Annotated in this window: 18 protein-coding genes and 2 pseudogenes; 8 read left to right on the top strand and 12 right to left on the bottom strand. The window is 64.2% G+C overall.

The window, feature by feature from the left end:
* Positions 1 to 285, top strand: a pseudogene (locus tag AC07NF_RS26075) (methyl-accepting chemotaxis protein); the annotation flags it as partial.
* A gap of 242 nt (positions 286 to 527) precedes the next feature.
* Here AC07NF_RS26075 and AC07NF_RS26070 read toward each other — a convergent pair.
* Positions 528 to 1070: a dihydrofolate reductase family protein gene (locus tag AC07NF_RS26070; RefSeq protein WP_494633921.1), complete on the bottom strand. Its 543-nt coding sequence runs from the start codon at positions 1068 to 1070 to the stop codon at positions 528 to 530.
* Between the two features lie 47 nt (positions 1071 to 1117).
* On the opposite strand from AC07NF_RS26070, the gene AC07NF_RS26065 reads away from it, so the two are divergent.
* Both AC07NF_RS26065 and AC07NF_RS26060 read left to right on the top strand, forming a co-directional pair.
* On the top strand, positions 1118 to 1681 hold the full coding sequence (locus AC07NF_RS26065) for a hypothetical protein (RefSeq protein ID WP_492811959.1): 564 nt from the start codon (positions 1118 to 1120) through the stop codon (positions 1679 to 1681).
* Between the two features lie 48 nt (positions 1682 to 1729).
* A pseudogene (locus AC07NF_RS26060) lies at positions 1730 to 1962 on the top strand (site-specific integrase); the annotation flags it as partial.
* Positions 1963 to 2772: 810 nt separating this feature from the next.
* On the opposite strand, the gene AC07NF_RS26055 reads toward AC07NF_RS26060, so the two are convergent.
* Both AC07NF_RS26055 and AC07NF_RS26050 read right to left on the bottom strand, forming a co-directional pair.
* Positions 2773 to 3024, bottom strand: a complete 252-nt coding sequence (locus AC07NF_RS26055) for a hypothetical protein (protein ID WP_494633919.1) — start codon at positions 3022 to 3024, stop codon at positions 2773 to 2775.
* Between the two features lie 106 nt (positions 3025 to 3130).
* Positions 3131 to 3418, bottom strand: coding sequence for a hypothetical protein (locus tag AC07NF_RS26050; RefSeq protein WP_492811957.1), 288 nt, complete (start codon positions 3416 to 3418; stop codon positions 3131 to 3133).
* 743 nt (positions 3419 to 4161) lie between these two features.
* On the opposite strand from AC07NF_RS26050, the gene AC07NF_RS26045 reads away from it, so the two are divergent.
* Both AC07NF_RS26045 and AC07NF_RS26040 read left to right on the top strand, forming a co-directional pair.
* Positions 4162 to 4737 (top strand): sigma-70 family RNA polymerase sigma factor, encoded by a 576-nt coding sequence (locus tag AC07NF_RS26045; RefSeq protein WP_492811955.1) that lies wholly within the window; start codon positions 4162 to 4164, stop codon positions 4735 to 4737.
* A 90-nt stretch (positions 4738 to 4827) separates the two neighbouring features.
* Positions 4828 to 5379: a type 1 glutamine amidotransferase domain-containing protein gene (locus AC07NF_RS26040; RefSeq protein ID WP_492811953.1), complete on the top strand. Its 552-nt coding sequence runs from the start codon at positions 4828 to 4830 to the stop codon at positions 5377 to 5379.
* Between the two features lie 279 nt (positions 5380 to 5658).
* Here the strand turns inward: AC07NF_RS26040 and AC07NF_RS26035 are convergent, their stop codons facing one another.
* The 4 genes from AC07NF_RS26035 to AC07NF_RS26020 form a co-directional block, all read right to left on the bottom strand.
* Complete coding sequence (locus tag AC07NF_RS26035; RefSeq protein WP_494633916.1) at positions 5659 to 6855, bottom strand: vWA domain-containing protein; 1197 nt, start codon at positions 6853 to 6855, stop codon at positions 5659 to 5661.
* Between the two features lie 168 nt (positions 6856 to 7023).
* Entirely contained in the window at positions 7024 to 8196 is a 1173-nt protein-coding gene (locus AC07NF_RS26030; RefSeq protein WP_492811949.1) for a JmjC domain-containing protein, read from the bottom strand.
* The gene (locus AC07NF_RS26025) at positions 8193 to 8402 is read right to left on the bottom strand and encodes a hypothetical protein (RefSeq protein ID WP_492811947.1); all 210 of its coding nucleotides are present in this window, start codon (positions 8400 to 8402) and stop codon (positions 8193 to 8195) included. Before AC07NF_RS26025 ends, AC07NF_RS26030 begins: the two co-directional genes overlap by 4 nt.
* Complete coding sequence (locus AC07NF_RS26020; RefSeq protein ID WP_492811945.1) at positions 8399 to 9517, bottom strand: class I SAM-dependent methyltransferase; 1119 nt, start codon at positions 9515 to 9517, stop codon at positions 8399 to 8401. The genes AC07NF_RS26025 and AC07NF_RS26020 overlap by 4 nt, the downstream gene beginning before the upstream one ends.
* Positions 9518 to 9753: 236 nt before the next feature.
* Here AC07NF_RS26020 and AC07NF_RS26015 point away from each other — a divergent pair, with 236 nt between their 5' ends.
* Positions 9754 to 10554, top strand: coding sequence for a hypothetical protein (locus tag AC07NF_RS26015; protein ID WP_494633913.1), 801 nt, complete (start codon positions 9754 to 9756; stop codon positions 10552 to 10554).
* On the opposite strand, the gene AC07NF_RS26010 is transcribed toward AC07NF_RS26015, so the two are convergent.
* The 5 genes from AC07NF_RS26010 to AC07NF_RS25990 form a co-directional block, all read right to left on the bottom strand.
* Positions 10551 to 12695 carry a peptidase domain-containing ABC transporter gene (locus tag AC07NF_RS26010; protein WP_492811942.1) on the bottom strand — a complete coding sequence of 715 codons (2145 nt, stop codon included), beginning with the start codon at positions 12693 to 12695 and terminating at the stop codon, positions 10551 to 10553. The genes AC07NF_RS26015 and AC07NF_RS26010 overlap by 4 nt on opposite strands.
* The gene (locus AC07NF_RS26005; RefSeq protein WP_492811940.1) at positions 12692 to 13867 is read right to left on the bottom strand and encodes an HlyD family secretion protein; all 1176 of its coding nucleotides are present in this window, start codon (positions 13865 to 13867) and stop codon (positions 12692 to 12694) included. Before AC07NF_RS26005 ends, AC07NF_RS26010 begins: the two co-directional genes overlap by 4 nt.
* A 92-nt stretch (positions 13868 to 13959) precedes the next feature.
* Entirely contained in the window at positions 13960 to 15186 is a 1227-nt protein-coding gene (locus AC07NF_RS26000) for a JmjC domain-containing protein (protein WP_492811939.1), read from the bottom strand.
* A complete protein-coding gene (locus tag AC07NF_RS25995; RefSeq protein ID WP_492811937.1) occupies positions 15186 to 15383 on the bottom strand; it encodes a hypothetical protein in 198 nt (65 codons plus the stop codon). The genes AC07NF_RS26000 and AC07NF_RS25995 overlap by 1 nt, the downstream gene beginning before the upstream one ends.
* Positions 15380 to 16471 (bottom strand): prolyl hydroxylase family protein, encoded by a 1092-nt coding sequence (locus AC07NF_RS25990; RefSeq protein ID WP_492811935.1) that lies wholly within the window; start codon positions 16469 to 16471, stop codon positions 15380 to 15382. The genes AC07NF_RS25995 and AC07NF_RS25990 overlap by 4 nt, the downstream gene beginning before the upstream one ends.
* A 238-nt stretch (positions 16472 to 16709) precedes the next feature.
* Between AC07NF_RS25990 and AC07NF_RS25985 the strand changes: the two genes are divergently transcribed.
* Positions 16710 to 16919, top strand: coding sequence for a hypothetical protein (locus tag AC07NF_RS25985; RefSeq protein ID WP_492811933.1), 210 nt, complete (start codon positions 16710 to 16712; stop codon positions 16917 to 16919).
* Positions 16920 to 16978: 59 nt separating this feature from the next.
* Positions 16979 to 18037, top strand: coding sequence for an MvdC/MvdD family ATP grasp protein (locus tag AC07NF_RS25980; RefSeq protein ID WP_494633910.1), 1059 nt, complete (start codon positions 16979 to 16981; stop codon positions 18035 to 18037).
* Positions 18038 to 18042 lie beyond the last annotated feature (5 nt).

Below are 18042 nucleotides of genomic sequence, written 5' to 3'. Positions count from 1 at the left end.
CAATCGACCGCCGCCTCGCACGCCCTGAAGGGCGAGGCCGGCAATCTGATGCAGATGATCTCGAAGTTCCGCGTCGGCGCCTCGGGTGGCTCGGCCAGCGTCTCGCGCTCGACGCCCCGTCGCCCGGCCGCTCCGGCCCCGGCGCGCCCGTCTCACACTCCGGTCTCCAAGGGCCCGTCCCTGGCCGGCGCGACCCATCGTCCGGGCGCCAACCCGGTCGCCGCCGCCCAGGCCAAGCTGGCCAAGGCCGTCGGCGCAAGCCGCGACGACTGGGAAGAATTCTAGGGGATGGCGTAGCTACCCTCGCTAGCCGTCCAAGGTCATTTCTGGATCCGCAGGCCCAATCGACAACCCATCGCCGAGATGGGCGGATAGGCCAACTGACGGCTTAGGCGACCGACAGCGTCAGCTGCGGCGCTTGCCTCAGCAATTGGCGCGACCGCGCCGAAAAGGCGGACTTCGAGATGAGTAGGGAAGGGTGGTAATCAGGCCCTCGGCCAAATCTACCACTATCCATCGCCGAAACCTCAGCCCGCGCCAATGCCCGAGAACGTGTAGTGAAGGCGAACGCAGCCCTTGTCTAAGGCTTGCGCGCTCAGGAGCTTCGGGCTCGCCTGGAAACCGGTTGGGGGAAAGAGCGGCTTACCGCCGCCAATGAGCTCGGGCATGACGTAGACTTCGATCTCATCGATCGCGCCGCGCTCCATGAAGGCCATCTGCAAAGTTCCTCCGCCGAGCATCCAGGCATTCCCATCTTCCAGGCTCCGGAGTTCGGCGATCAGCGCGTCAATGTCGCTGCGGGTTTCGAGAGGGCCTTTCGGATTGGTGATCGGTCGGGACGTGACCACGATCACTCTCTGTTGATCATAGGCCCAGGGCTCCGGCTGCTTTGCGACAAAGTCGTATGTGCCGCGTCCCATGACGACGGTGCGGATCTGCTGCAGGAAGAGGCTGTAGTCGTGCTCACCCAGGTCCATGCCGTCGTACTTGAACAGCCAGTCCAAACTGTCGTCTGGCGCGGCGATGAAGCCGTCGAGGCTGGCCGCGATATAGCCGAGAATCCTGGCCATTCCGTCCCTCGCTTGATTATGAACGATCATTCGTTTATTATTGAATCGTGAGCCGACGCAAGACCATTTCCGACGAGCTTCTGCTCAGCAACCTCATGACCGCCATGATGGAGCACGGTCCCTCGGGGCTAACTTTCGCTAAGGCGTCGGAGGCCGCCGGTCTGGCGGCGGCGACCTTGGTGCAACGCTTCGGAACCCGCGCGGGGATGGTGGAGGCCGTCCTTCTCCGGGCATGGGATCAACTGGACGAAGCGACCGCCGACGCTGACGCGGAGGCCGCGCTAAATCCTGCCGGGGCGATCAGGCTTCTGACGCGCCTGACTAACTCGAAGACCGCCGAGTACGATTTCACCGACGGGCTGCTGCTGCTGCGCGAGGATATCCTTAATCCCGTCCTGCGCGCACGGGGCGCTGAATGGGGTGCGCGCCTTGCCCACACGCTCGGGCGGCGCCTCTGTGACGACCCAGCAAGAAGCGTTCAGCTTGGCTGGCAGATGTTAAGCTTGTGGCAGGGCGCTCTTGTCTGGTGGGCGTTCCGCCGGGACGGCACGCCTGATGTGAAGGTGGCTGAGATGCTGGAGGCGTGGCGCCAGAATATTGGGCTCCACTAGGGCGCGCACGCATAGGTATGGCGAGCCTCACGTTAGTCGATCAGGCGATCACGTCAGAACGCCCGGCTGGTGGGCAAATAGGTAACGATGATTGAGCTCGAACCGCGGACTTACGGGACTCGCAGTCTCAGGCGAACCAAGGTCGCGCTGATCTACAAGAAGACCGGCAATCTGCGCGCCTGCCAGTTACGCCTTGGGCGCCAGAGCTGGGGAGTACGGTTCGGTATCTGAGCATCGAGGTCGACGACGCCCTCGAGATGTCTGAGCAGATCGACCTCTAGCTCGCGAATTCGATCCGCGTAGCGGCGAAGTTCCCCGCACGCCGGCTCGTGAATGTCGTGTTCCTGGAGCTACGCCAACGGCAGCAATTGGCGCTGAGCGACCTTTTCGCGTCGCAGCGGCTGGCCCCCTGACAAGGGTAAAACCTATCTTCGCTATTCAGCTTTCCACCACGCGGCGCCAGCCGACAGGCGTTTGCTTTAGTACTTATGGTATACTTTCGTTAGAAGGCGGCGGACATGTCGATGAAACGAGATCCTCACGCTCAAGCGCAGCTATCTCGACGTCGCCAACAAGTGCCTGCGCCTTCCAGGCAGAAAGACCGGCGCGAAGGTCGTACATATCGGCGACACGGTGGTGACCTTGCTGCGCTCGGTTCCAGAGGTTGTCGGAAACCCATATTTCCTGCCTGACCCTGGAGGGGCAGGGCACATCGTCAGCCTGCAGAAGGTTTGGGTTCGCGTCCGCAAGTCTGCCAGTGGCGAGGGTGTGCGGATCCATGATCTGCGGCACTCCTTCGCCAGCTTCGGAGCCAATACTGGGAACAGTCTCTGGTCACAGGCGCGCTCTTGGGCACCGAAGCCACAACTCCACCGAACGGTACGCGCACCTGGCGGCTCATCCCGTCAAGAAGCCTCACCGGTGCGCCGCATCGCTCTTAAACATGTCGCCGACCGCCGCGGCGTCTCCGCCATCTGGCCCGGCCTTCGACTATGACCGCTTTCCGGTCTGCTCGACGGCCCTCTTCCCGCCGAGCGCGGTGAAGTCGCCGTGGACCTCGGCTTCGTCTGGATCTCTGGATGAGCGTGCGGCTAAGCCAGGGCTTGCGACCCTAGGGTGGCGACTGCGGGTACGATCGCTTCGCCCTGCGACGACCACTCTCCGGCCAACCGGCGACGCAGGTCCAGGACACGAACGCGCGCGCCGCCGGGATGCTTTGCCGCCAGCCGCCTGGCTTCACGCTCGGCTTGGCCGCCTGTCTCGAAGAACAGAACTTCACCGGTGTCGCAGAGCTTGACCGACCAGCCCCCTTCAAACGGGGAGACCTCAAAAACGCAGGTCATTGTCGCCTCGGTTTCGCCCGCGGATGGCGTGAGCGGCGTCGCTCGCCAACCAGGGCATGTTTCGGGATCGTGGATGGGGCCGCTCTAGGAGCGGCCCCTCAAAGCGTCAGCGCTCGGCGCCGCCATCGCCGGTGCGGCCCGGACGGATGTCGCCGTTACCGCCGGTGACGCCACCGTCGTTCAGGCCGTCTTGATCCGTGCCTTCGATTCCCTCGTTGGGGCGGCGATCACGATCGGCCTGCTGGTTTTGCTGGCCCGGTTGGGCCTGTTGGGGGTTTTGGTCTTGCTGTTGGGGTTGGCGCGTGCCGCCCTGCTGGTTTTGCTGCCCGGCCTGCTGGCGTTGGGCGTCGTTGGGCTGTTGCTGCAAGCCTTGATTGTCGCGGTTCTCGTTCATGGTCGTCTGCTTCCCATCTTGCTGGGCCGCGCCGATGGACGTGGCGAGAGGGCAAACGATGGATGTCAGCCGCATGTTCCTCTGTCGGAAATGCGACATGTTAAACGCCGTAAGGGACTGACTTTGCTGTAGGAACAGGCAGGCTGATCAAGAATTTCGTGGGCGTTGGAAACCAATCCACCGAGACGCCAGATGCCGCAAGGCGAAAAATCCAAGTACACCGACAAGCAGGAACGTAAGGCCGATCACATCGCCGAAGGCTACGAGGCCAAGGGCGTGTCGGAGACGGAAGCCGAACGCCGAGCCTGGGCTACCGTCAAGGACGACGGCGGCGGCAAGAAGGAGGGGGCTCTGGACGCGGCAAGTCCACGGTCCATCCCGCAGCCCACAAGGGCGGCGAGGCGGGTGGCGAGGCCTCGGCCCACCGCAGCGCCGCCGAGCGCTCGGCTTCGGCCAAGAAGGCGGCCGCCACGCGCAAGCGCAACGCCGAGCATCACGCGCAACACTAATCGGGGCACGCGCGACCGTTGCGCCGCGCTGCCTGACGATCCCGTTGGTGCTCGCATCCACGCCTCAAGCAGCGCGTGGATCTACTTGCGCGCGCTGGACGTCAGCGTCACGGCGATGGAGATTTTGCTGTCCCCTTGGAACCGCCATGGCCCGGCTTGGCGTTTAGGGAGAGCGCCTGAAGGTCCGCAAAAAGGGGCGGGCGTTGCTGGATTGGCAAGACGGCGCACTGAATCATGGGCACGATTGGATCGTCACAGAATAACTTCGAAAACGCGTTGATCGCGATCATCCCGTCGATGCGAGCCTTCGCCCGCTCGCTGTGCGGGGATCCGATACGGGCCGATGACCTCGTCCAGGAAGCCTTGGCGAAGGCGCTTAGAAGTCGCGAAAGTTTCCAGATGGGCACGAACCTGAAGGCTTGGACCTTCCAGATCGTGCGCAACCAGTACTTCTCAGAGAAGCGCCGCGACTGGCGATGGTGCGCCCTTGAGCCCACGGTCGCCGAAGCCACGCTCGTGGGCGTGGCTCAAACGGATGGGGTCCTGGAGCTGGACGATGTGCGCCAGGCGTTGAACGTCCTGGCCGGCAGCCAGCGCGAGGCCCTGATCCTCGTGGGAGCTGGCGGCCTGTCCTATGAAGAGGCCGCCGAGATCATGGGCGTTGCGATCGGAACCGTGAAGAGCCGGGTCTGCCGCGCGCGAATGGAGCTGCAACGGGTTCTGGAAACGGGCGCCTTTCCTCGCGATCAAGTTCCGCCATCGGGGGCCATGGGGGCGATCATGTCGGCCGTCCCCAAAATGGCGTCCTGACAAGCGTTGATGGGGTCGAGCGGAACCGACGCTCGCCTGCCCGGGTTTCCGCCAAGACTTAGCCCCCGTCGCCTACCGAGGAACTCTCCCATGACCGATCAAACCCTGGCCGGCCGCAAGGTCGCCGTGCTCGCCACCGACGGCTTCGAGCAGTCGGAGCTGGAAAAGCCGGTCGAGGCCCTGAAGGCCGCCGGAGCCGTTGTCGAGGTCATCTCGCCCAAGGGCGGGCAGATCCAGGGCTGGGAGCACCACGACAAGGGCCGCACGGTGCCTGTCGATCGCGAACTGTCGGCCGCTAAGCCCGAGGACTACGATTCCATCGTCCTGCCGGGCGGGGTGATGAACCCCGACGCCCTGCGGCTGGAGCCCAAGGCGATCGACTTCATCAAGCACTTCGTGATGACCAAGAAGCCAATCGCCGCGATCTGCCACGGGCCCTGGACCCTCATCAACGCCGGCGCCGTCGAGGGCAAGGACATGACCTCGTGGCCGTCTCTGGCGGTCGACCTGAAGAACGCCGGCGCCAACTGGGTCGACCAGGAAGTGGTGGTCGACGACGGCCTGGTCACCTCGCGCAAGCCCGACGACCTGCCGGCCTTCTGCACCAAGATGGTCGAGGAGTTCGCCGAAGGCCGCCACTAGGCGCGGCTCGGGCGAATAACTCAAAATGGGAGGCCGTGCGGAGCGCGCGGCCTCCCTTGGCATTTGCGCTTGGGACCTGAGGCGACGAGCCGCTGAGCATACGTGCGCGGTGAAGATCAAACTCAGCGTTTTAATGGAGTACGATCAGGGCCCAGGGTTGAACGGCAGGTTTATGGAGTTGCGCCAATGTCAGAATTGGCGCGGCTCAGGAGCAGAGCAGCCTTTGAGATTGCAGGGCAGGGTGGGCTGTGGACCTTGCCTGGAGGATAGGAGGGCTGTTCAGCGGTTCGCATTCGCCGCTGAATCGATGCTCCGTTTTGCCCTAGCCTCTGCGTTGGTGAGTTCGGCCCGATAGGCCTTGTCCCTCGCCCGCAGCGCATCGTGGCGCGCTTTCAATAAGGCTCTGGCTTCCTCCGCGAAGGATAAGGGTCGGCCAGCCACCTGGCGATCCGAGAGGTCACGGGACATAGCGACATGCTCTTCGGAGACGAGACCGCTGATGCATACATGGGTGTCGCTGATGGCGCTGCTGGTCGCAACGTGATTGTCGCTGGTGGCCGTCCAGGTCGCGACGTGGTTGTCCGATCGCCGCATCCATTCCCGCACTTGCGCCGATCTCTCGAGCTCCGTCTCGTTGGACAGGTTGACGAACCCGCCGCCGCCCGCGCGCGCGACCGCGGTCAGTTTGGCGGCCTCGCCCGACGGCAGTTTGAAACCGACAACATTGACGATCGCCCGCGTGCGGCCGCTGTTGATCCGACGGGCGACGTCTACGGGATCGCCGCCGCAGGTCTCTTCCCCGTCCGACACGACATAGATGACCTGCTCTCCGGGGATGGCGGAGGCGGCCAGCAGCGCCTCGGCGCGATCGAGCCCGGCGGCGAGCGGCGTCCAGCCGACCGCGCGGACCTGTCCCAGCGCCGTGCGGAGGCTCCCCCGGTCCGCCGACATCGGCGCGAGCACGTCGATGGTCGAGCAGGATTTCGCCTTGCCGGCCTGGCTGTTGTTTCCCTGTTGGCCGAAGACCAGCAGAGACGTCTGCACCGACGCGGGCAGTCCATCGACAAAGCCCAGCGCCGCCTCCCGCGCCAGTTCGAGCTTGGTCCGGCCGCCCATTCGTCCGGCCATCGAACCGGAACCGTCGATCATCACGATCACGCGCGTCGGCGGGACCCGTGCGCCGATGGCCCCAGCGGGGCCTTTCAGCGTCGGCTGTTGAAGCGCCACATCCTTTTTGAAGCACGCCTCCGGGTCCTTCTTCGTGAACTGGGCGACATAGGCCCGGGCCTCCGCAGAAGCTGTTTGGGCTTTTCCCTCGCTCTTGACCGGGTCGTGGTCGGTCGCGGCGCTCTTATCGCTCGAGGGGCCTCCGCAACCGATCAGCGCAAGGGCAAGCGTACAGCCCACAAGACTACGAACAGGAACAACAATCATCTGCGTCGCCTCTCTCATCAGCACGCGGCCGGTCGTGGGCAAGGCCTAACAAGGGCGATACCAGTCTTCTCGACCTTGATGCTGAACGTCCGGTTCCTGGAAGCGGTCCTAAGATCGCTTTTGGCGCGTCTTGGCGGGTAGCGTCTGGCGTAGCGCCGGCCCATGATCTGTTGCCGAGAAGCTGCGGCGGGGCCGTACGGTGTGGCAAAGCTAAGCCAGGATCAGCACCCCTTCGTTCGCAAGCTCGTAGGTCAGGGTGCGCACCTCTTCCTCTATCAGCCCGCCGGGCGCGTCGCGCACAAGGTGCGAGACCCAATGGGATTCACCGTCAAGAAGCTGGCTCACAAGGCTATAGGCGCGCAGATCAAGGTGCCATTTGCGCTCGCCCAGGCAGAAGTTGAAGTCTGTCTCCGTAACCTCCAGCGCCGTGTGCGGGGCCAGGCCGGCGAACTGCACAAGCCGGTCCTCGGCGTGAAAGGTTTCTGGATCGATCAGGGCGGGTAGGCGATTGGCGGCCCGTCGGGGCAGTTCGCCATAGGCGTGGTTCCAAAATTCGTCGATGAGCGCGGGTGTCAGCTGCTTGGTGAAGAACGCCGCTAGATCGTCAATCACGTGCCCGCAGGCCTCGTCGGAGGCTGAACTCGGGCGCAAAAGATCAGCGCGAAACACCGGTTCGGCCGAGGCCTTGGCGATCAGATAACTCACCAGATCCACAACGCGGCGATTGCGAAAGCCCGCCGTCAGGTGGATCGATCCCGCGCCTGTCGATTTGGCATGGTGCCACCAGCCCCGCGGCAGGTAGAGCACATCACCGGGGCGGAGCACGCCGCACCAACACAGTTCGAGGCCTTCCACATCTCGGTCGAAGGCCACATCGGTGGCCATCGGAAACTGACGCGTCGGCTTGAAGACAGACCACTCCTTGGCGCCGGCCGTCTGAATGATTAGCGCGTCGTGCGAATCCCAGTGGGTCGTGAAACAACGATCCGCCTTCCACGATACATAGGCGTTCACACCCACGCTCTCGCCGAGATCCTCGGTCAGGGCCTCGCAAAGGCGACGGGTGGCGCGGTGATAGGTGTGCAGTTCATTGAGCACCAGGGAATAGCCTTCCTGGAGACACCTTCTGAGCGCCGCGGGGGAAATGGCGGGAAAGCCTTGGGCGTTTGGGGTCGTATAGAGCTTTGGCTCCAGCGCCGCGCCTTCCTTTCGGACCATGATCTTGCTGACATAGGTGTCCGACATATCCAGCACGCTGTTGAGCCCGTCCCAGTCAAACAGCTTGCTGACGTCGGCGCTCTGGGCGCGCAGCAGGCGCCAGGTACGTCCCCGGATATCGCGGTCGAAGCTGGCGGGGGCGACGCCGGTCAGAAGTTCGATCACTGCTCGTCCTCGAAACGTGGTGCGGCGCGTCCGGTTTTAAGGATCCTGACGGCGCGGCCGGGATCCTGGGGCGTATCCTCGCGCCAGTGGTCGACCATGGCCTCGGCGGTCCATGGCATGGCGTCGTCCAGCCTTATGCGCTGGTCCTTCGGTCGAAGACGAAACATCAAACGGCGCGCCGTGATCAGACCCGAAAGCTGGCTCATGATGTTTGTCCTGGCCCGACAAGGCGCTCCGGCGGTGCGACAGCGTCGACAAATAGCGACAGGTGGCGTCCGTCCACGACCGTGCTCGCGGTGCGACTGTGGTCATCGATTCGCAATGGCGGAAAGTTGGACGCCATGAAGGCGCTGGGCTGTGCCTCCAATCGAGCCTGCTTGATCAGGGCGACGAGCGTGGCTTGATCGTAGCCGAACTTGTGCGAGCGCATGAACAGGCCAGGCGTGGCTTCAGCCCCCGCGTAGTGCAAGACCCGCTCTAGCAGCGGCGCATCGCGCGGCTGTCTGCCGAACAAGGCCATCTCACGCTCTGCGAAGAAAGGCCCATCGCCACGCGTATAGGCCGACAGGCAGAGCGCGATGTCAGGGACGATGATGCGCGCTGCGCCCCCTGGCTTCAGCACGCGCCCGATCTCGGCCAGCAGACCCAGTGCGCCTTGAGGGTGGTGCAAATGTTCGAGCACATGGGAGGCGAACACATAGTCCACGGACTTGTCAGCGAACGGCAGTGGACGCATCAGGTTGTGGCGCACATCGCCGTGGCTCGCATCCAATGAGATCCAGCCTTCGATGTGCTCTCCGCCGGCGCCGAGATTGAGCTTTACATCGGCGGTCGCTGGTCCGAGCGCTTCGAGCTGGCGCCGGGCCTGGTGACTGGCATGGTGATCGCCGTCGGCTTCCAAGGCCCCCATATCGGCGTGGAGTTGGCGCAACCGCTCAACCAACGGCGCGAGGGTTTGGGGTGTCGCGTCGAGACACGCCAGGTCTCCGGCCATCCGATCCAGGGCGCGCGCCATTTGCGCCATGAGCCGCAACCCTTCTGTCGGGTCGGCGAGGGGCGGAGCGCTGGCGTCGACCAAGGCCTGGCATGACACCAATGCGGCGATCACGTCCGAGACATAGGCTCTTTCCTCGACATCCGTCTCAGCCATGACCTGCTGCGCGGTGGTGGGCTGGGCAAAGCGCTGGAGGATTTCCACAGTGGCGTGGTCGAGTTGAAACGTTCGCGCACCTGCGGCGGTATCGATGTAAAGGCGCGCAACCTGCTCGCCGAAACCAAGTGCGCCTTTTGGATTGGCGACGAGCGCGAGGGGCTTTGTCACGCTGCGCCGCCCACAAGCACTCGAAACCGCAAACGCTTATGCTCCCACGAAACTCGAAATCGGCAGCCGCGAGCCGCTACGTACTAATCGAAACATGGACGACTTTGAGTTGCAAGTCGATTGCTTGCAGCTATTTGCAGGCGGAGATGAGTGATCGCTTTTGAGCGACTTCAGGTTGTCACTGGCGCGACTGTTTATATGATGATCGCATCGGCCGGTCCGGGAGATGCAAGCGTTTGACGAAGTCCAATTTCGCTCAGCCCAGACCTGACGGCGCTATTCTTCCCGACGATTGGCCTATCGACATGCCCGATGTCGTGACGTCGGAGACAGCAGCGGCAATATGCGGGCGCTACGCCGCCGCGCGCGACGAGGCTCTCCTGTTCGCCTTTCTCGCTGGATCGTTTAGCCGCGGACAGCAGTCGGCTCTTTCCGACCTGGACCTCTACATTGTCGAGGCCGGCGCGCCGCCCATGTTGCGCGAGCAGGTGGTCTTCGAGGGCATGTGCCTGCAAGTCGGAAGCGTCAGCCTGCCCGACGCCTACCTTCTGGTGCAGCAAGGCCAAAAGGCGGCTAATCCGTTCTACGTGGCTGGCGTGGCCGAAAGCCTATACGTCGCCGGCGACCGGGCCACTTACGACCTGTTCGCCGACTTCGCCCGGCGGGTGATGGCGGCTGGGCCCGCCCCCGCGCCGAGCTGGCGCGCGCACCGCAAGCGCGTGGCCCTGGTCAACGCCTATATGAAATGCGGCAAGGCCACGCGGACGGCGGACTTCCTGGGGGCTAGCGTCCGGTTTCTCGACCTGTTGTGCGACTATTGGCAAGTGCGGCAGGGAGGCTGGATTTTCGAACGACCTTGGGCGGTGCGCAAGGGCTGTTTCCCGCAGGCGCTGGACGATGAGTTTTCGCGCCTGATCGTCGAGGGCGCCGTCGATCCGACGCCCTTCCTGCGGCGCGCCGCCAAGATCCTCCAGGACATCGACGCCTTCGCCTGGACCACTGCCGCTTGCGGTCCCTTGCCGCTGAGCCTTGGCTAGCGGTCGCGTTTCAGCGGCAGCGGTGACAACTTGCTGGACGCGCCGTCTTCGTCAGCGATGCGGCCGTCGACGATCCTGATGACGCGGTGGGCTCGGCGAACGAGCGCTGGCCGGTGCGCGACCACGATGCGGGTGATGGGCATCGAGGCGACGAGATCGGCGATCATCTCCTCGGTCTCGGGATCGAGGTTGGCGGTGCCTTCGTCCAGGATCAGCAAGCGCGGGCGTCGATAGAGCGCTCGGGCCAGCAGAATGCGTTGCTTTTGGCCGCCCGACAGGGCCGATCCCATGTCGCCGATCATGGTCATGTAGCCCATCGGCTTGGCCATGATGTCATCGTGCACGCGGGCGGCTGTCGCGGCGGCTTGCACGGCCTCCATGTTCAGCTCCGGATCGAAGAAGGCGATATTGTCAGCGACCGATCCCGACATCAGGCGATCGTCCTGCGCGACGACGCCGGTTGCTGCTCGCAGTTGCCGCCAAGCCTGGGGACTGGCCAGCCGCCCGTCGATCCGCACCTCGCCGCTGGTGGCTTCATTGAGGCCGAGGAGCAGCTTCAGCAAGGTGGTCTTGCCGCCGCCTGAAGGACCCGTAATCGCCAGATAGTCTCCAGGCTCGATCCTCAGGTCGAGATCACGCAAGACCAAAGGGTCGGCGTCGCTGTAGCGGAAGGCGACCTCCGAAAGAACGATACGACCCTCAAATTCCGTTTCGCTCGAGCGCTCGAAGGTCTCGGCCTTGGTCGCGACGATGTCTCCCACCCGTTCCAGATGGAGCTTGGCCAGGCGGAACTGCGACCACTGTAGGATCAGAGACTGTGTGCGGTCGGTAAAGGTCTGGCGGAACGACAAGAAGGCAAACAGCATGCCCAGGGAAAAGCCGCGCGCTTCGATCACCAGCTTGGCGCCCAGATAGATGATCAGCACCGTTTGCAGGCCGGTCACGATCGCCTGCAGGCAGACGCCGATGATCTCGATGCGGCGGAGGGCGACCGTCGTGTTGATCACCCGGCCATAGAGATTGCGCCAAGCGCTCTCGCGCTCGGCCTCGCAGCCCAGCATCTTGATCGTCGTCGCCGCGCGGACCGTCTCCATCAGGCTCGACTGCTCGTTTGCGGCGGCGATCATGTGCTCTTCGTTGCGCGCGCGCGCGATCGGAAAGACGACCGCGCTCAGCAGGCCATTGATCGCCATGGCGACGACCACCACCAGGGCCATCATCGGCGAGTAGGCAAACAGCAACGCCGCTGCCGCCAGCGCCATCACCCCGTCCAGCAGCGAGGTCACAATGCCCCGCGTCAGCAGGTCCTGGATCGCCGAGGTGGAGTTGATGCGGGAAATGATGTCGCCCACGTGCCGCCGCTCGAAGAACGTCGTTGGCAGACGCAGCAGGTGTCGGATCAGGTTGCCGACCACCTGAAACGCGAACATGTTCCCAAACAGCTGGACGGCCCAGTTGCGAAGAGCGTCGGTCAGGGCCTGCAGCACCACGACCGCGCCAAAGGCCAGGGTCAGGACCAGCAGCAGCGCGGTGTCGCCGTGAGCGATCACCTGGTCGACTGTCAGCTGAATCTGCAGCGGCGCCAGAAAGGCCAGGATTTGCAGGGTTGCGGTCAGGAACAGGATTCGCGCCCCAGCGCCGACCAAGCCGCGCGTTCTGCTCCAGAGCATAGACATCCGCAGCGGCGCCTTAGCCTGGATCTTCTCGAAGTTTGCGCTTGGGAACAGTTCCAGCGCCACGCCGGTAAAGGCCTTGGAGACCTCGGAAAGTGGCAGCCGCCGTTCGCCGTAAGCTGGGTCGTGGATGATCGCCTGCCCGCGGCGAACCTCGCGCAGCACCACGAAATGATTGAGGTTCCAGTGCAGGATGGCCGGGGTCGATAGCGAGGCCAGGCCGTCCAGCTCCAGCCGGACGGCGCGGCTGCTAAGCCCCAGACGGTCGGCGATCGACATCAGGCTTCGCAGATTGGCGCCGGCGCTGGAAATGCTGAACCGCTGGCGCAAGCCATTGAGATCGACGTCGTGACCGTGGAAGCTGGCCACCATGGCCAAGCAGGCCAGGCCGCACTCGGCGACCTCGGAGACCAGCATCACGGGCAGGCGCGAGCGGCCGAAGGGGGAGGGGATCACCGCCTCGGTCAACGACGCCGCCCTACGGCATAGAGCGGATCCAGCACCCAGGCGAGCAGCGGGCGGCGATCCAGGATCACATCGGCCTCCAGCAACATGCCCGCCTGCAGGGGCATGCTTCGCCCATAGGCCTGGACCGTCGCCCGATCCAGGTCGACGCGAGCCCGGAAGACCGGTTCGGAAATCTTGAGGCCTGGCGGCGCCTCCGTGGGGTTCAGCACCGTACGCGAGACCGTGCGGACGATACCGTTCCCGGCCCCGAAGGTCTGGTAGGGGAAGGCTTGGTACATCAGCCGGACTTTCTGGCCGGGCCGGATGAAGCCGGCGGCGCGCGAGGGTATGTAGAGCTCGGCCGCCATCGCCGAACCGGCGGGGGTTAGCACCGCCAAGGTGGCGCCGCCTGCAACGGCTTGGCCTACCTCGACCGGCAGAGCGGCGACGCGGCTGGCCACCGGCGCGGTCACCGCCACCGCGTTGGCCGCCGCCAGGGTCGTGCGTTTCTGCGCGGCCGCGGCCTTCAGTTGTTCGGTGCGCGCCGCCAGGCCCGCCAGCGTCGTGGGCAGGTTGGCGGCCTCGCGTTCGGCCTCGTTGATCTGCCTCTGATACTCGAGGGCCGAGGCGCGCATCTGCGAGAGGTTGTCCGCGGCCGACAGCGCCGTGGAGCGTCGCAGATCGATCGCCGCGTCGGACAGGAACCCCTGGAGCCGAAGCGACTCTGCGCGTCGCACCTGTTCTTGAGCGATGGCCGCCTGCTCTTCACCGATCTTGACGCGGGCTTGAGCCTCGACCAGCCCGCGCCGCAGGTCGGCGATCTTCGTGGCGATTTGAGCGCCACGGTTCTGCGCCTGCCGCTGCTCGGCGTCGACGCCGGCGATCTCGGCGGCGCTCTCGTCCTCCAACGCCGTCATCAACACCGGACCGGCATCACCGCCCGTCAGGTCGGTCGAGCGCTTGATGAGCACGATCGGCGCTCCCGGCCGGACGGCCTGGTCTTCCTTGACCAGCACCTGGGTCACGACGCCGTCGCCGCGCGATGTTACGCGGATCAGGCCAGCATCGGGGACGATCCAGCCCGAGACGGTCTCATACCGGACGAACCGCGCTGCGCTCAGTGCTGCGACCACCGCCAGGATCAAGCCCAGCAAGCCCAGGCACAGCGCATTCAGCGATCGCGGCGTCGTCAAGACGACGTCCCCGGTCAACCGACGGGTCGCGTGCTCGACAGCCTCCTTACGGAAAAGGCCTGCCACTGGCTGTCGTCTCCGTCTGCCTCGCGCTAGCGAGCTGTCTCGAGATGCTGGGACTGGGCCAGCGGGCCAAGCTCATTCAGCCACACCACGCCTTCATTCGCCAATTCAAAGACGAAGGACCAGACCTGGTCGGCGGACATTACGTCCTGGGTCAGCGCCGCCAGGTCTGAGACCCGCTTGCGCGCGCCCTCGGCTAACGCGTCGAGCAGGGGATAGGCCTCGAGGGCGAAATCCCAACGCTTCCCACCCAGGGCCAGGGCCACGCTGTCGACCTGCCGTTCGAGTACGATGGTGGGCGCCAAGCTGGCGATCTGGACGTCGAAGTCGGTGCGCCGAAAGATCTCGTACTCGATGACGTGGGGCAGGGCATGGTGGGAGCGTGTTGGCAGGCTGGCATAGTGGCGCTGCCAGAACCGATCGACCAGCTGGTGGTCGAGCTGCTGCTCGACGAACGCCAGGAAGCGCGTCTTGAATGCGTTCTGGGCCTGGAGATAGTCGCCGTCCTGCGATGGTCGCGCGAGCTCGGTGCGGAACGCCGGCGCCTCGCAGGCGCGATCGCGCAGAAAGTTCATCAGGTCCAGCCAGGTGCGACCGGTGAAGCCGACCGTCAGGTGGATCGAGCCTGCCCCGGTCGACTTGGCGTGATGCCACCAGCCGCGCGGAATGTAGAGGACGTCGCCAGGCCTGATCGCGCCCTGCCAGGCGATCTCCAGGTCGTCCCGTAGGCGCTCGAACTCGACGTCGTGCGCCGTGGGGTGGGTTCGTGTCGGCTTATAGACTGTCCACTCCTTCTCGCCCTCTGTCTGGATGATGAACACGTCGTGTTCGTCCCAGTGGGTCCGGAAGCATTTGTCGCCAGTCCAGGAGACATAGACGTTGATGCCGATCTGCTCGCCCACCTCGGCGACCAGCGCCTCGGTCAGCAGCCGTGCGGGCGGATAGTATTCCTGGATCTCGTCCAGCAGGATCGAGTAGCCCTCACTGAGCGCCTTGCGCACGGCGGGCGCCGACAATCGGTCCTTGCCGTAGCTGCCCAAGGTGTCGACGAAGGTCCGGCGATCGGCGCGATAGTCCTCGCGCACCAGGCTGATCCGATTGAGATACTTGGCGGAATTGTCGAGCACGCCATTCAGTTCGTTCCAACTGAACAGGCCATTGACGATTTCGGGTGCGACCGCGCCCTTATAGAACCGCTGCCCTCTGACCTCGCGGTCGAAGGTCTTGGCGTCGATGCCGATCAGGTTCTTGAGCATCAGCGGCGCTCCAGGGCCGGGCCGGCGGCGTCGAACCATGTCGTATGCGCGCGTTCGGCCTCCGCGCGCGCCTTGACGAAGTCATTTCCTGAGCGGTTGCCGCGCGAGGTCGTCTCGCCAATTGCGTCGTCGCGGAACTGAGTGTCGAAACACTCCACGGCCTCGCCATTCCAGGTCCAGACGAACGACTGGTTCACGCGCTCAAGGCGTCGGTAACGACCGGGGAGGAGCGATCGTCCGCGAATGAGGCTCGCGGGGCGTTCGCCATCGTCAGTCTGTGAATGGGGTTGCGTCGGAACCACTGGACTACGATCCATTTCTCACCACTCTCAACCGGCATGCCCGCGTGCAGGGCGTCATCGTCGTGAGCGCCGTCCGGGCGCTGGTTCCTGAAGAAGACGCCGTCGCCCGCGAACCCCTTGATCTTCAGCCGCGGGGCGAGAAACGCTGTCTCGCCGCCGCCATAACCTTCGTTCAGATAGACGATCACCGAGACGGTCCGAGGGCCGAAGGCGTCGTCACCGACGCCATCGTCGCCGTAGGAGGCCTCAGCCGCGTCATAGTGGGCCTCGAACAGTCCACCCGGCGGATAGCGCACCACGGTCAGGTTCTCGGCATTGGCCGCCGGCTCGCCGCAAGCTTCGGCGATGCGGCGCGAAAGGCGGTTCATCAGCAGGTCCTGGCGCCAGGGCGAAAAGCCGACATCCTCGGCGATCCGTCCGCCGTGCTGCTGCCCTCGGCGATCATCGCGCGTGCGCACCGTCGCCGGCCGCAGATGCCCCCGCGCCATAGCCATCAAGTAGCGGCATCCGCTCTCGCCGATCAGGCGCTCAGCATAGTGTAGCCTTGGAGCGTCCGACAGTTGCTCGACCCGCGCTGGCGGAGCTAGCAGCAGGGCGTCGGCCTGCGCCTCCACCGCCCGCAGGCGCAGGGCCGCGTCGTCGAGAGGCGATGCGTCGGGGTCTGCCGCCAGGGCGCGCGCGATTGGTTCGCCTAAAGCCGCCGCATGGTTCCAGCATGATCGTGCAAGGTCGGTCAGATCCTGTCCGGCCTCGTCCGCCAGCGCGCCCAGCACCCGCCAGGCCGGGCCGAAATCAGCGTGGGCAGAGGCCAGCAGGCGGTCGAGGGAACCTGATAGGTTGAGTTCGACTCCATAGCCGCTGGCCATGCAGCTAGACTGTGCGAATAACGCTGAACCCTCGAATTGAGATGAGAATAATCCATTGATCTGAGAAAGTGTCGGCGTCGACGAAAGATCATTCCAGATAACGGATTCTTGAAGCATTCGTCTTTGCCAGCCTTGATACGCGTCAAAGATCCGGATTACGCGGCGCGAGAAATTATAAGCTTAACAATATATCCGAAAGCGTCGCCATTCGGCTTCGGAGACAGTCAAGAGCAATTGCGCCTCAGGAATGAGTGAGAGTCAATCACAATTTGTGATTGACTGATGTGGGGTTTCGTTTCTAGCCTTCCGTGTGGAGGCCTTTCGTCTCCGACCGTGACGACAACGGAGGTTGTTCATGTCATCAAACCCCAAGGATCGGCCCTTCATTCTCCGATCCGAAGCCATCGAGACGACGTCGGAAGATCGCAGCCGCCGCGCCGCGATCATCTCCGAACTGACGGATGCGGATCTCGACCGCGTGGCCGGCGGGACTAACCGCCCGGACTATGCGCCTGAGTGGGATCCCGATCGCGGCAAGGACACCAGCAGCGGTCAAGACTCCTGAGAAAACACGAGGGTCGGGCCTTCCCGACCCTCACCTCGGTCTCATTCGGACTGGATCGCATGCGCCAGACAGAACCCTACGCGCTCATTATGGGCGGATCCGACGATGGCCAGCTGATGGCGGTGCTCAGCGCGTTGAAGGCGCGCGGCGCGCCCTATGTCTTCCTCGATCACTGCGCCAGCCAGGACATAGGGTTTGATGTCCGCGAGGACGGCCGTCTGCGGCTCTGGTTTGACGGCGAGGAGTTGCCACGCCCTAGCGTGGTTTGGACACGCGTCAAGATCAACGCCTTGGTGAGCGTGTGGACCCCCGAAACAGTCGATGAGTTTATCCGCCGCTCGGAGTGGCGCGGCTTCATGTCGACCATTTCCGCCGCCCTCAACGATGTCAGCATTTACACGCTGAGCGCGGTGGCCGAGAGCGGCAGCCGCATACGACAGATGCAGATCGCCGCCAGATGCGGCTTCGTGATCCCAGAATCGAACTGGTTTGTCGGCAAAGCCCAAGCGACGCGGTTTGCCGATCGTCATGCTCGGATCGTGGCCAAGCCGATCGCCGTGCGCAACGTCCCGAAGTTGGAAGGTCAGATAGACAGTTACCGCGTTCTCTTCACCATGGGCGTCGAAGGCGCGGAAGTTCCTGCGATCCCGGACACCGAGTTTGAGGCAGCGCCGACGCTTTTCCAGGAAAGGCTGCCGCGCGGGGTAGAGCACCGCGTTATTGCCTTTCGCGGCCGGGCCTTCAGCTACGCGATCAAGGGGCGCCTGGAGGACAAACTCCGTCCTGACGAGCGTATTCTTTACGGCGGCGAAGCGCGCGGGCGGAAAATCTATGGCGCCCAGTACAGCTATGTTGAAACCCCGCCGTTTGTCGTTGAGGCCACATCGCGCTTTCTCGCCGAGAGCGGATTGCAATATGGCGCCTTCGACTTGATTGAAGACGAAGGCCGCTGGTCGTTTATCGAATGTAACCCCGAGGGGCAGTGGTACGCCGCGTCGTTCTTCAACATGAATGAGGTCGCGGGCCATTTCGCCGACGTGATCGCCGCGCGCCTCACAGAAGCGGCCACAGGCGGCGATCTGGAGCCCTTGGGGCGCATGGCGGATTCCACGCCTTAAGGTTT

The organism is Caulobacter sp. GW821-FHT10A06, from assembly GCF_059415805.1.
This window is presented reverse-complemented; position numbering and strand designations above follow the sequence as displayed.